General features: G+C 65.4%; 11 protein-coding genes. 8 read left to right on the top strand and 3 right to left on the bottom strand.

Features of this window, described 5'->3' with window-relative positions; all coding sequences use genetic code 11:
• Positions 1-141 precede the first annotated feature (141 nt).
• The 7 genes from HNP44_RS10385 to HNP44_RS10355 all read left to right on the top strand — a co-directional run bounded on the left by HNP44_RS10385 (position 142) and on the right by HNP44_RS10355 (position 9043).
• Entirely contained in the window at positions 142-1527 is a 1386-nt protein-coding gene (locus HNP44_RS10385; RefSeq protein WP_259139739.1) for a diaminobutyrate--2-oxoglutarate transaminase family protein, read from the top strand.
• On the top strand, positions 1527-3284 hold the full coding sequence (locus tag HNP44_RS10380) for an IucA/IucC family protein (RefSeq protein ID WP_259139740.1): 1758 nt from the start codon (positions 1527-1529) through the stop codon (positions 3282-3284). Before HNP44_RS10385 ends, HNP44_RS10380 begins: the two co-directional genes overlap by 1 nt.
• On the top strand, positions 3281-4522 hold the full coding sequence (locus HNP44_RS10375; protein WP_259139741.1) for an MFS transporter: 1242 nt from the start codon (positions 3281-3283) through the stop codon (positions 4520-4522). Before HNP44_RS10380 ends, HNP44_RS10375 begins: the two co-directional genes overlap by 4 nt.
• A gap of 119 nt (positions 4523-4641) precedes the next feature.
• Positions 4642-6327, top strand: coding sequence for an IucA/IucC family protein (locus HNP44_RS10370; RefSeq protein WP_259139742.1), 1686 nt, complete (start codon positions 4642-4644; stop codon positions 6325-6327).
• Complete coding sequence (locus HNP44_RS10365) at positions 6311-7102, top strand: HpcH/HpaI aldolase family protein (RefSeq protein WP_259139744.1); 792 nt, start codon at positions 6311-6313, stop codon at positions 7100-7102. Before HNP44_RS10370 ends, HNP44_RS10365 begins: the two co-directional genes overlap by 17 nt.
• A 25-nt stretch (positions 7103-7127) precedes the next feature.
• Positions 7128-8270: a type III PLP-dependent enzyme gene (locus HNP44_RS10360; RefSeq protein ID WP_259139745.1), complete on the top strand. Its 1143-nt coding sequence runs from the start codon at positions 7128-7130 to the stop codon at positions 8268-8270.
• On the top strand, positions 8270-9043 hold the full coding sequence (locus HNP44_RS10355; protein WP_310437674.1) for a siderophore-interacting protein: 774 nt from the start codon (positions 8270-8272) through the stop codon (positions 9041-9043). Before HNP44_RS10360 ends, HNP44_RS10355 begins: the two co-directional genes overlap by 1 nt.
• A gap of 119 nt (positions 9044-9162) precedes the next feature.
• Here HNP44_RS10355 and HNP44_RS10350 read toward each other — a convergent pair whose 3' ends face one another.
• Entirely contained in the window at positions 9163-9708 is a 546-nt protein-coding gene (locus HNP44_RS10350; RefSeq protein WP_259139746.1) for a TetR/AcrR family transcriptional regulator, read from the bottom strand.
• 140 nt (positions 9709-9848) lie between these two features.
• Here HNP44_RS10350 and HNP44_RS10345 point away from each other — a divergent pair, with 140 nt between their 5' ends.
• Complete coding sequence (locus tag HNP44_RS10345; protein ID WP_259139747.1) at positions 9849-10874, top strand: SDR family oxidoreductase; 1026 nt, start codon at positions 9849-9851, stop codon at positions 10872-10874.
• Between the two features lie 4 nt (positions 10875-10878).
• Here HNP44_RS10345 and HNP44_RS10340 read toward each other — a convergent pair whose 3' ends face one another.
• Together HNP44_RS10340 and HNP44_RS10335 are read right to left on the bottom strand one after the other, a co-directional pair.
• Positions 10879-12198, bottom strand: a complete 1320-nt coding sequence (locus tag HNP44_RS10340) for an MFS transporter (RefSeq protein WP_259139748.1) — start codon at positions 12196-12198, stop codon at positions 10879-10881.
• A gap of 66 nt (positions 12199-12264) precedes the next feature.
• Positions 12265-12690 carry a tautomerase family protein gene (locus HNP44_RS10335; protein WP_259139749.1) on the bottom strand — a complete coding sequence of 142 codons (426 nt, stop codon included), beginning with the start codon at positions 12688-12690 and terminating at the stop codon, positions 12265-12267.
• Between the last annotated feature and the right edge of the window lie 4 nt (positions 12691-12694).

The following is a 12694-nucleotide window of genomic DNA, read 5'->3' as shown; positions in this document are numbered from 1 at the left end:
CGATCGAGTTCGCCTCATCGAAGCCGATCTATTGCGGCGCTTGAATTCTCGAGCCCGATCCGGCGCTGTGGCGGCCGTTCAGTGTCGCGGGGCCGTCGGGCCGACACACCGGAGAGCACACCGACAGGAGTAGGCGGACCCATGCAGTTGGCAACCATCGAGACAGCGGCCGAATGTGGCGAGATGACCGCTATTCTGAACCGTCAAACGGCCCGCGAGTCGAGTGCACGAACCTACGCGCGCAGCTTCCCGATCGTGCCTGTCAGCGCCACTGGCATCCACGTCACAGGGGCCGACGGCAAGCGGTACTTCGACTGTCTCTCGGGCGCCGGCACCCTGGCTCTGGGGCATAACCATCCCGCTGTGATCGACGCACTTCACAGGGCGCTGGATTCGACTGCCCCGCTGCACATCCTCGACCTCGCGACGCCGGAGAAGGACGACTTCACCACTGCGCTCTTCGAGACTCTGCCTGCCGAGTTCGCCGCCGATGCTCGAATCCACTTCTGCGGGCCGAGCGGCGCGGACGCCATCGAGGCCGCTTTGAAGCTGGCGCGGACCGCTACGGGAAAGCGCACCGTCTTGAGCTTCACTGGTGGCTACCACGGCATGACAGGTGGCGCGCAGGCGATCACCGGCAATGTGGGTCTCAGTGCACGCGTCGGCGGCATCATCAGTGACGTGGTGCGGTTGCCTTACCCGTACGAGTATCGGTGCCCGTTCGGCCGTGGCGGCGAGGACACCGCACAGATCTCCGCGGAGTACGTCGAGCACCTCCTCGACGACCCCTCGGGAGGCGTTTCTTCCCCGGCCGCCATGGTGCTGGAGGTTGTCCAGGGTGAGGGGGGCGTCGTACCGGCGTCATCCGAATGGTTGCGCAGCATGCGGAGGATCACCCAAGAGCGTGGTATTCCACTGATCGTCGACGAGGTCCAAACCGGAGTAGGACGGACCGGCGCCATCTGGGCGATCGAGCATAGCGGCATTATTCCGGACATGATCGCCATGTCGAAGGCAATCGGCGGCAGTCTCCCGCTCGCTGCACTCACTTACCGATCCGAGTACGACTGCTGGACGCCTGGCGCCCACACCGGAACCTTCCGTGGCAACACGCTGGCGATGGTCGCCGGTGCAGTGACCCTGCGGACCGTGCAGGACGACCGACTGCAGGTTCGCGCCGCAGAACTCGGCGCCACAACGATGCGCAGATTCCAAGACCTGTCCGAAGAACTGCCGTGCATCGGCGACGTCCGTGGGCGTGGGCTGATGATGGGCTTGGAGTTGGTCGATCCCACCGCGGAACCCGATGCGACGGGCGCCCGGCCTCCGGCGCCCGAACTCGCCGCTACGGTGCGCTCCGAGTGCCTCAATCGGGGAGTGATCGTCGAACTCGGTGGGCGACACGACTCGGTTCTGCGCCTCTTGCCGCCCTTGATAGCCACCGATGGAGAGATGAACGAGGTGATCGACCGAGTCATCGAGGCTCTTGCGGTGGCGCAGCGCGACCACACCGGCGGAACCGTCTGATGGCTCGGAGACCCGCCGCTGAGCAGATCACTCTGGATCTCATCGACGTGCTCATCCGGGAGAACCTGTTCAGCACCGCCGATCGGTTGGCGGAGACGCCCTCTGCCGATCCGGACACGCACGAGATCGCCTGCCGAATCCCACTGATCGAAGGCGAACTGCATTTCGTGGGGCGCCCGGGAGGCGCACTGCAGGCGGTGCGGGCGTCGTCCACACCAGTATGGATCCACGACGATCGACGGACACCGCTCACAGATCCGGGTCGGGTACTCGAACTGGTGGCGGCGGCGGCTGATGCTCCCGCACTCGTCGAGGTCGTGGCGGATCTTCGACTCGCGGTGTCCCATGCGGAGCGAATGCACGCCGGCTGGCGCCACCTGGCCCCCGATACTGCAGGCCCGGCGCTCCTTACCGGGGAGCGGATCGCTTCGCTGCGCAATCGCCCCTTTCATCCAACCGCCCACGCCGTGTCCGGGTGGGATTCGGCCGAAGTGGACCGATTCGGTCCCATGCGCGAGCAACCGCTTGCAATGGGGTGGATCGGCGTACGGCGAGCGCGCCTACGCACCGGGTCGGCTGCAGAATCGTCGGCACTAGAGGCCCTGCTACTGAACGGCGCAGAGCGAACGGCACTCGGCAACGCGATGGCCGCATCCGGAGTCGATCTCGCGGAGTATCAGCCCGTGCCGATCCACCCGTGGCAGCGCGACAACGCCCTGGCACGACATTTCGGTCCTGAACTGGGCGCCCGCGATATCGTGGTCCTCCCCTTAGACTCGGGACGCTTCTGTCCAACCTCATCGCTCCGATCCCTCATAGCCAGCGATGATCCGAACATCCACCTCAAAGTGCCGATCGAGGTGGCGACGCTTGGATCGACGCGCCTGCTTCCGGCGCAGTATCTCGACAACGGCGAGCGGGGGCAGAAGCTACTCCACCTACTTCGCGACCGGAGCAACATTCTGGGCGACATCGTCGACCTCTGTGACGAGCGCACGTGGTGCGGCTGGAACGATCCCGACGAGTTCGCTCGTCGGCCGGGTCTGCTGTCGGCTCAAGTCCGCCGCTATCCGCCGACGGCGGATGACGAGGTGACCCTGCCGATGTCTGGGTTCGCAGCGTGGGGTTGGGATTCGTTGCGGCCCCACCTGCTTACGGCGAACTTCGATCCCGCCGATCCTCTGCGCCTCTTCGAGGAACTGGTGGCAGGTTTCTGGACAATGGCGCTCGAGTTCGCGAACTTCGGCGCGATGCCCGAACTCCACGGTCAGAATGTGCTCGTTGTCCTCGGCGGAGGTCGAGTCAAGCGGTTCGTCCTCCGCGACCACGACACAGTCCGAATCGTGCCCGAAGCGTTGAAACGTGCAGGGATCCCCGATCCGGAGTACCGGATTCCCGACGGCGTTCCCCAGTCTCTGCGTCTGGAAAGTGCAGAACGACTGCTCAGCTATCTGCAGACCCTCGGCGTCCAGGTCAATCTGTACGGCATCGCGGATTCACTCGCCGACGAGTTCGGAATTCCGGAGTCTGCGTTCTGGCGCATACTTGAGCGAACCCTGCGAGGATCACTGGAATCTGGAACGGTGTGCACAACGGTCGCCGACACGATGCGGGAGTTGTTCCTGGACCGGCAGACATGGCCGAGCCGGCAGATCTTCGGCCCGCTCCTTCAACGCGGACGCTCGACCGAGGCGAGCATGCCAGCGTCGGTCGGGAGGGTTCCCAACCCGTTGACGACGGCGGAGTCTCACGCGTGACGCGTCGTGCGACGAAGACCTTCTCGGTCCTGTGGTTCGGCCAGTTCGCGGCGACCGCAGGCCTCACCATCCTGGTGCCCCTCACGCCGTTCTACCTGACGGATCTCGGAGTGAGGGACGGTGCGCTGTCGGCGTGGACGGGCGTCAGTGTCGCGGCACCGGCGGTCACGTATGTGTTGACGGGGCCGATCTGGGGGCGACTCGGAGACCGGTACGGCCCCAAATCGATGGTGCTTCGCGCGTACCTAGGCCTTGCGATCGCTGTGGCCGCGATGGCATTGGCGCAGACACCACTGCAGTTCCTCCTGTGCCGTTTGGCGCAAGGGGCGTTCGGAGGAGTGGCAGGTGCGACGACAACGTACGCGGCGTCGATCGCGGACGATCAGCAGCACGGGCGCATGTTCGGCTGGCTGTCGAACTCGACAGCGGTGGGCGCTCTGGTGGGCCCACTCGTCGGCTCCGTCGCCGTCAATTGGTTCGGGTACAGCGCACTGTTCACCGCTACCGCGGCACTGCTACTGATCGCATGCGTCCTGTCGGCCACAACCTTGCCGAATACCTCGATGACGGCGGCCAATCTGGAAAACAGATGGTCGGAAGGCGTCGCTTCTGCGGTAGCGGTGCTGCGCCGAAAGCCGCTGCTTCCGTTGATCGTCGCGGCTATCCTCGCCGATTCCGCCGTGTTCGGGCTCGTCGTTGTGTTCGCCCCCAGACTGAGCGCCATCACTGGTTCCACTGCCAGCGCCATCATGTGGGTCGGACTTCTGCAGGCACTCACATGGGCGGGGGCTGCCGTCATCGGGCCGTGGTGGGGTCGTCGTAACGATCGCCGTGACGGCGGCGAGAGTTTTGCCCTCGCCAGCGGGATGTGCGCAGTCGCGATCTCGCTCCAATCCGTGGCGCCCACACCGCTGCTCATGGCACCGCTCCGTCTGGTCCAGGGCTGCTCGTCTGCGGCCTTCGACCAATCAGTCATGCACACGGTGTGCCGGACGGTGCCAAATCATATCCGCGGCACCGCGATCGGCACCACCACGGCACTAGTGGGCATAGGCCAGATCGCCGGCCCCTTGATCGCCGCGGTGGTTGCCACCACTGTCGGCATCACCGCCACGTTCCTCGTTCTAGCACTCCTGGTCGGCATAGCAGCTGCCATCTCGCTCGCCGCTGGGCGAGTCGCTTCCGATTCCGCCGTCGTGTCGGGACGCGAGCCCACTGCACACGAAGCCAGACAATGAACCACGGCCACCGCACAATCGATACTTCCTTGAGGTGAGAAATGTCATCAGCACAGACGAACGCTGCACAGGCCGGACGCCGCCGACTACTCAATTGTTTCCTTCGAGAAACCGGACACGTGCTGGTACCCATCGCCGAAGGACTCGGTGCGGTCTCGTTCGAACATGCCGACATCGCCGTGACGGAGCTGTCGGAGTCCGGACAGAGCTTCACCGGTTCGGGGAACGGCCCGCGCGGTCTCGTCTCGGACGGGCCGGACACGAGACTGATCGTCGAATTGGCCTATCACTCGCTGATCGGCAACCACGACTATGGTGATCGGTTCTGGATAGAGGATGCGGACGGGACACGCGCTGAGATTGGACACGAGCAGCTGATCGACCTCGTGCTGAGTATCGTCGCACCGATCTGTGCACAGGTCTTCCCCGACGAGCAGTGGGACGAACAGGCGATCCGGGCCAAGCTGGCCCAGAGCATCTCCACCACGACCCAGTACCTGGCTCAGACGAGACGACCGGACCGCACTGCAGACGGGGGACGAATGCGGACCGCGGAGCAGGCGATGCGGACGGGCCACCCATTTCACCCGATCCCCAAGGGCACCCAGTGGAGCAGCGACGACCTTGCGCGCTACGCCCCCGAGCTCGGTACCGAGTTCGATCTTCATTGGTTCGCGTTGAGCGATTCGGCGCTGCTCGAGGAAAGGGTGGTCGACGCTCCCTGGGTCCCCGACGCAGTTGTGAAGGCGACTCCTGACGGCTACTCGGCTCTACCTGTGCATCCTTGGCAGGCCGACTACCTGCGCGGGCTTCAAGAGGCCCAGAATCTCCTGGCGGACGGAACTCTGGTCGACCTTGGAGAACTCGGGCCGAGTGTGTATCCGACCTCGTCCGTACGTACTGTGTGCTCTCCCGAGCACGAAATCATGTGGAAACTTCCTCTGCACATCCGGGTCACGAACAGTCTGCGCGTCAACCCACTCCCGGAAATGCGTCGCGCAGCGGACGCCGCAAGGCTGATCACCGAAATCGCGCCGAGTTGGCCGGAGGAATTCCAGGTCCTCGTCGAGACCGGATTCCGGACCATAGATCCCGCTATCGGCTCGGCCGGCCTCGTGGCCGATCTGGGAGTACTCTTCCGCCGCAACCCGTTCATTGGAAACGGCCTCACCCCGCAGGTCTTGTCAGGCCTGCTCGACGAGGCTCCGGGGATCCGGCCGCTCCTGCTCGACGAAGTCGAACGAGCCGGGGGTGACCACCGCGAGTGGCTCCGTCGTTACCTCGCAGTATCCCTGGTTCCGATGCTCGAGATCTACGATCGTGACGCCTTGAGTTTCGAAGCCCACGTGCAGAACTGCCTGATCGAGTTCGAGGACGGTTGGCCGACCCAGACCTGGGTGCGTGACTTCGAGGGCACCTCCGTGAGCCGAGAACGGGGAATCGGACGCGACCTGAAGCGCTCAAGCCCGCTCAGCGGCTACACCGATCGCGAAGTGTGGCTGCGACTGGTGTACCACGTCGTGACCAACCAGGTCGGGCACGTCATCTACGCCCTCGCACGATTCGGCCCTCACAGTGAGCACGAGCTCTGGGAGACGACACGAGACCTTCTGGCCGAATTGGACTCTCCTGCAGCGCGGATGTTGTTGACGTCTCGAACGTTGCCCGCCAAGGGAAACCTGGTGACCGGCTTCGCTCGTCCCGGGGTTCTGCCGCTCTACGTTGACATCGCCAATCCGCTGAACCCGGCATCGGTATCGACGACAACTTCCGAAAGAGGCGGCATCGGTGCTGCAGCCCAATAGACTCAAGGAGAAACTACAAGCTGCGGACACCATCCACGGTCTGTTCAGCTTCCTCGCCGATCCCACAATGATCGAACTGATCGGTTACAGCGGATACGATTTCGTGATCATCGATACCGAGCACACCTTGGTGGATCCGCATCGTCTTGAGCATCTCATCCGTGCTGCGGAGACCGCGGGCATCACGCCGTTGGTGCGTGTGCCGACATCCCACACGGCCGCGATGACCCAGGCCCTCGATGCAGGCGCCATGGGGATCGTCGCGCCGCGCGTCTCCGATCCAGCTGATGTCGGTCGGATCGCCCGGGCAACCAGGTATTTTCCGCTCGGCGAACGCGGGTTGAACGGCGGTCGCATGACCGGTTTCGGGCACATCGAACTGGCCGACTACCTCGACCGGGCCAACGCTGAAACCATGCTCTGCATAATGATCGAGGATCAACAAGGCATCGAGCGGCTTCCCGAGATGCTCGCTGCGGCCAAGGTTGATCTCGTGCTCTCCGGTACTGCGGACCTGTCTCAGTCCCTTGGATTGCCTTGGCAGCTCGACCACCCGAACGTGCGCGAAGCCGAACAACAGATCCACGCGCGGTGCCGTGAGGCGGGCGTGGCCTTCTGTGCTCTCTCGCGCGGGCCCGCGCACTACCGTGGCTGGCACGACGCCGGAGTCCGCGCATTCGTTGTCGGCAACGATCGCGGCCTCGCGGGCCACGCCTTCCACAGCCATCTCGAACAACACCGCCAACCGGAGGCCCCGATTGATACAGATCGATGACAACGCCACCCCCGGAGCAAAGCCGGTGGACGACGAGCTCTGTGAGTACCGATACGACCTGCAGGCCCTCGGTGATCACGTCACCACAGCCGTCGCAAAGCTGCCCTCGAGGTGCAGGATGTTCTATGCCATGAAGGCAAACAGCGCAGCCCCCATCCTGCGCACAGTCGCCGCTCGAGTGAACGGCTTCGAGGTGGCCTCCGGTGGCGAACTTCGCAAGGCTCGCGCGGCGGATCCGGCCGCCGAGATCCTCTTCGGTGGCCCCGCCAAGTCCAACGCGGAGATCGCTCTTGCCGTACGCGACGGCAACACGCGCATCCACGCGGAGAGCCTGCTCGAACTACACCGAATCTCGTCCGCAGCCGTCGCCGCAGAAACCAAGGTCGAGGTCCTCCTGCGAGTGAACATCGCCGATTCACTCCCGGCCGCCACGATTTCGATGGGTGGACGGCCCACGCCCTTCGGCATCGATGAACGACTTCTCCCCGAAGCCGTCCAATTGGCGTCGAATCTCCCCGGCCTTCGGTTCCGAGGCTTCCATCTGCACTCCCTGTCCAACAATCTGGATCACTGTGCTCACCTGCAAATGCTGGAACTGTACCGGGACAAGGCGCTCGACTGGGAAGCGCGATTTGGCGTCCGCATCGAGCATCTCGACGTCGGCGGCGGCATCGGGGTCAACTATCACGACCTGTCGGAGCAATTCGACTGGGACGCGTTCACAGTCGGTCTCGCCCGATTGGTCGACACCTTTCCCGCGCATTGGCGGACCATCGACTTCGAATGTGGCCGCTACCTCGTCGCTGGGTGCGGCCGGTACCTCGTAGAGGTCATCGACATCAAACGCAATCACGGGGTCGACTACGTCATCGTACGTGGGGGAACGCATCACTTCCGACTGCCGGCATCCTGGCAACACAGCCATCCATTCACTGTTCATCCCACCGATCGGGTCAACTCCGGACTACCCCGTCCAGAGGTCGTCAACGGTCCGGTCAACGTGGTCGGCGAGCTGTGCACTCCGAAAGACGTTCTCGCACAAAATGTTCACGTTGCTAGAATCCGGACGGGCGACGTGTTGGCCTTCGAATACGCGGGCGCCTACGGATGGGACATCTCGCATCATGACTTCTTGTCGCATCCGCATCCGGACCTCACGTACCAATAATGCAACGGACGGATGTGAGGCGAAATTCGCGATTCCAGGAGTACTTCGAGGCGGAGGTTGTCGATTCCTATCGAGTCACTCCGAACATGACTCGAGTCTGCCTCGGCGGTGACGGGCTACGCTCGTGGGTCAGTAGTGGTGTCCCCGACGAGCGAATCACGATCGCAATCCCGGCGCCGAACCAGTCTGCACCACCACGGCCCCGGGTCCGCGACGGGCGTTGGCACTACCAAGAACCCAAGCCTCTAAGTCGCGCGTACACAGTGCGCCGAGTGAACCCCGGAACAATCGTCATCGATTTCGTGGTCCACGAAGGCGGGGCAGCATCGAGCTGGGCTACGAGTTCGCAGCCAGGTGACATCGTCGGACTCTCCCTGGCTCAGGGCTGGTACCGATGCCCCCGCGGTGCGACTGCTGTGCTGCTCGTAGGCGATGCCACAGCGCTCCCCGCCATGAGCAGAATCATCGAGGAAGCTCCAGCCGGGCTCCGTATCCATGCGATCGCTGAGGTCGCCACTCCTGACGACAAGCAGGTCCTGGCATCGCGGGCCGACGTGACCTACGAGTGGATCCTCGGTACCGGGATGGGGCGCTCACCGTCGTCCTTGCCCAGCGCGGTACTCGCCCGCTCCTTCGCTGCGGAGAACACATACGTGTGGGTGGCGGCGGAAGCAGGTGCGACCCAATCTATCCGCAAGATCCTTCGGCGCGAACGCGAGGTTTCTAACTCCATGATGACGATCACGGGGTACTGGCGTTCCGGGGCCGGCTAACCTGGGCGGGCGCACCGAACCACTTCGACTGACGGGCCGACGAGATCGTCGATGGCGTTGGCCGTCGCGAATTCAGCGTGTCGTAGTTCGTAGGAATACGTGCACCGGTTCTGCGTTCGTCACCGGCGACGGTCCGGAGGCGTGAGGCCGTCGAGGATCAGATCGAGCATCCGTTCTGCGCGATCCACTGGTCCAGGTGAAGCGCGCCAGAGGGCGCCTGTGAGCTGCAGGAAGTCTCCCGCGTCGGCGTCGGCCCGGATCGATCCGTCGCGCTTACCGGCGTCGAGGAGCAGGGTGATCGCTGCGATCACCGGCGCGTAGGTCTGTTCGGCAATCGCCTGATGCGCGCTCGGGCTGAGGGCGTCCCCGAGGCCGTGCTTCCGGCGCATGGCAGTGACCAGCTCGATCGTCCAGTCCCGGAGGGCTTCCCGTGGGGTGGCGTCCGCGAGGCGAGCGGGGATGTCCTCGACGATGCCGGTGACCTCGTCCTCGTAGACGGCGAGGACCAGTGCGTCGCGGTTGGGGAAGTGCCGGTACAGCGTGCCGGCGCCCACGCCGGCGCGCTGTGCGATCCGGTTGAGAGAGGTCTCGCCGTCGTCGAGGAGCGCCTGTCGTGCGGTTTCGAGGATCTTGGCGCGGTTCGCCTGCGCGTCCGATCGTGCCATCGTGTGCACCACCCTTGCTATCCGGAGATCTCTCCGTTACTGTAATCGGAGAGATCTCCACTTATTCTACGTGTTCGCCCCGCGAGGTGCGATGGCCGGGACGGCGATCCGTCCGGCGGCGCATCCGAGAGAGGAAATCCATGGCAGAGGTACTGGTCACCGGAGGATCGGGATTCATTGGCGGGTGGTGCGTCGTCGCACTGTTGGAAGCGGGCCACGACGTCCGCACGACGGTGCGCGACCAGAGTCGCGCGCAGGTGCTCCGCGCCCGGTTCCACGACGCCGTCGCGTTCGACGACGACCGGCTGACGTTCGTGGTCGCCGACCTCGACGGCGATACCGGTTGGGCCGACGCTGTGACAGGGTGTGACTACGTGCTGCACGTCGCGTCGCCCACGCTTCGGGACGGCCTGCAGGAGGAGGCGGTGATGGTGGCGACCGCCGAGGGTGGCGTCCTCCGGGTGCTTCGCGCGGCCCGGGACGCCGGCGTGCGGCGCGTGGTGCTCACCAGCGCCTTCGGCGCCGTCGGGTACGGGCATCCGGACCGGTCGGCCCCGTTCACTGAGGAGGATTGGACGAACGTCGACGCGGACATCGCGCCGTACCAGAAGTCGAAGACCCTCGCCGAGCGCGCCGCCTGGCGGTTCGTCGAGGAGGAGGGTGGCGACCTGGAGCTCGCAGCGGTCCATCCGACCGCCGTCATCGGACCGGTCCTGGGCCCGGACGATCCGCCGTCGCTGCGCACGATCAGCGGCATGCTCGGCGGGGTGATGCCGGTGTGTCCGCCCTTCGCCACGGGCTGGGTCGACGTGCGCGATGTCGCGGACCTGCATCTGCGAGCGATGACGGACCCGGCGGCCGTCGGGGAGCGTTTCCTCGCGGTGTCGGGGAGCAGCCTTCGGGTGGTCGAGATCGCCCGTATCCTGCGAGACCGCCTCGGAGAGCGTGCCTCCCGCGTGCCCACCCGTGAACTGCCGCTGCCGCTGGCGCGCCTCCTCGCGCGGGTGAATCCTCAGCTGCGCGCTCTTCGCACCCAGCTCGGACACGACTTCGACGCCACGAGCGCCAAGGCTGAGCGAATGCTGGGGTGGTCGCCGCGCCCGGTCGACGAGTCTGTGGTCGACACCGCCGAGAGGCTGCTCGCCCACGGCGCCGTCGACCGCTGACGGATCACGGCAGCCGGGCGGCCCGCCTGATCCACGCAGTCGCGCCGAGCGAGATGAGTGCGGTCGCCACCAGGTAGCCCGCCGCTGTCCACGGCGCACCGTCGGCCCCGTGGATGAGGGCGGTGAGGATGAGAGGAGTCAGGCCCGAGGCGTAGATCCCCGAGAACTGGTAGACGACCGACAGGCCTGTGTACCGGACCTCTGTGGGGAACAGGCTCGCGAAGAACGTGCCCTGCGCGGCGTAGAAGACGCCGTGGATCAGGCCGAAAACGATGACGAGGCCAGCGGTGAACCACACGATCGACGCCGTGCCGAACAGCGCGAACACGGGGAAGACGGCGAGCCCGTAGAGCAGTACGCCCGTTCCGTACACGCGCGCAGGCCCGATCCGGTCCGCGAGTACGCCCGCGAACGGGATGACCACCGCCATCACCAGCGCCGCCGCGGTGACGGCCAGGAGGACGTCGACCTTGTTCATTGCGAGTGTGGCTGTGGCGTAGGTGATCGCGAAGACGCCCCACGTGTTGAACGCGCTGCCCTCGGCCCACCGTGCGAGGCAGCCTGCGATCGTGTTGCGGCGCAAGACCGGATCGCCGAGCAGCTGGCGTAGAGGAGTACGAGTGGTGTCCAAGGTCGCGCGCGCCGCCACGAAGGCGGGTGTCTCGTCGACCGCCAGCCGGACGACGATGCCGATCACCACCAGAACGATCGAGACCGCGAAAGCGATGCGCCATCCGAACCGGAGGAACTGGTCGTCGTCGAAAACCGTTTGCAGCAGGGCGAAGACCGCCGTTCCGAGCCCGAGGCCCAGCGCAAGGCCTACCTGAGGGACGGCACCGAAGCGGCCCTTGCGGCCCTCGGGCGCGTGCTCGACGGCGAGTAGCACCGCGCCCGCCCACTCGCCGCCCAGGGCGAAGCCTTGCACGATCCGCAGGAGCAGCAACAGGATCGGCGCCAGGATCCCGACCTGCCCAGCGGTGGGGAGTGCGCCCATGAGCGCGGTCGCCACTCCCATCAGCAGCATCGTCAGGGCGAGCGTCTGCCGACGGCCGATCCGATCGCCGATGTGCCCGAAGACGAGCCCGCCGACGGGGCGCATGACGAATCCGACGGCGAAGGTGACGAAGCTGAGCATGGTGCCCACGAAGGAACTGGCGTCGGGGAAGAAGAGCTTGTTGAAGACCAGCGATGCGGCGGTCGAGTAGAGGAAGAAGTCGTACCACTCCACCGTGGTGCCCAGCAGCGACGCCGCGATCACGCGCCGCAACTGCGAGCGGTCGGGAGCGTACGGGGACGGCGCGTCGTCGACGGTGGCGGTACTCACCGACCGGAAGCTATCCGCGGTCGGCGGTACCTGTCACCGGTTGTACTCGCGGTGACCGCAATCGGGTCAGTACGCCGAGCTCCGATTCGCCGCGGCCCAGCCCCGCTCCACGTCCGACTGTGCGGGAGGCGGCACGAGGCCGTTGATCATCCACATCTCCTCGCTCGTGTCGTCGACGTGGAACTCCCACTGCAGATCCGGGTGCCGCGCGAGCGAGGGGGCGACCATCGCGCGAACCCATTCGGCGATCCGGGTCCGGCTCGCCGAATCGGATGCGTGCCGGGCGATGTGGTCGATGGCGATGCGCACCGCGGTCGGCGCACTCACGCCGCCGATGAAGAAATTCTCCGGGGCGACCTCGCGGAACAGGACAACGACGTAGAAGCGCGGCAGGCCGATGGCCGCGTATTGATCGGTGATCGCGGCGGCCAGGGCCTCCTTCTCGGAGGGGGTGAAGACGCCGGGGGTGTGGTGGATGTTCCAGAGCGGCATGACG

The organism is Tsukamurella ocularis (assembly GCF_024807615.1).
Taxonomy (GTDB): Bacteria; Actinomycetota; Actinomycetes; order Mycobacteriales; family Mycobacteriaceae; genus Tsukamurella; species Tsukamurella ocularis.
Note: the sequence above shows the minus strand (reverse complement) of the source record. Positions and strands in the feature narration are given on the sequence as shown.